Annotated in this window: 1 pseudogene; it reads left to right on the forward strand. The window is 72.5% G+C overall.

Features of this window, described 5'->3' with window-relative positions:
• Window positions 1–338: pseudogene (locus tag IFU30_RS20040) on the forward strand (DUF222 domain-containing protein); the annotation flags it as partial.

Genomic DNA, 338 nt, shown 5'->3' on the forward strand with positions numbered 1-338 from the left:
CGGAAGGCGCGCCTCCTGGCCCGCTCCGCCGCCTACGCCGACGCGTTCGCGGACGCCACGGTCCCGGCGATCTTCCCGCCGGCTGAACGTCAGGCGCTCTCACGCCGGTCGACGTGTGCGGCCCTCGCGATGGCGACCCGGATGCCGGAGCGGACGGTCCAGCTTGCGACGAACGACGCCGAACGTCTGGTGAATGACGCACCGGCTGTGCTGGCGTCGCTGGAGGCGGGGCGGATCTCGGCGCGGCATGCGCAGGTGATCACCGACCAGCTCTGTGACGTCCCGACCGCGGGCCGGGCAGCGTTTCTCGACCAGGTCCTGCCAGAGGCGGAGCGCAT

Source organism: Plantibacter sp. CFBP 8798 (assembly GCF_014841195.1).
GTDB lineage: Bacteria > Actinomycetota > Actinomycetes > Actinomycetales > Microbacteriaceae > Plantibacter > Plantibacter auratus.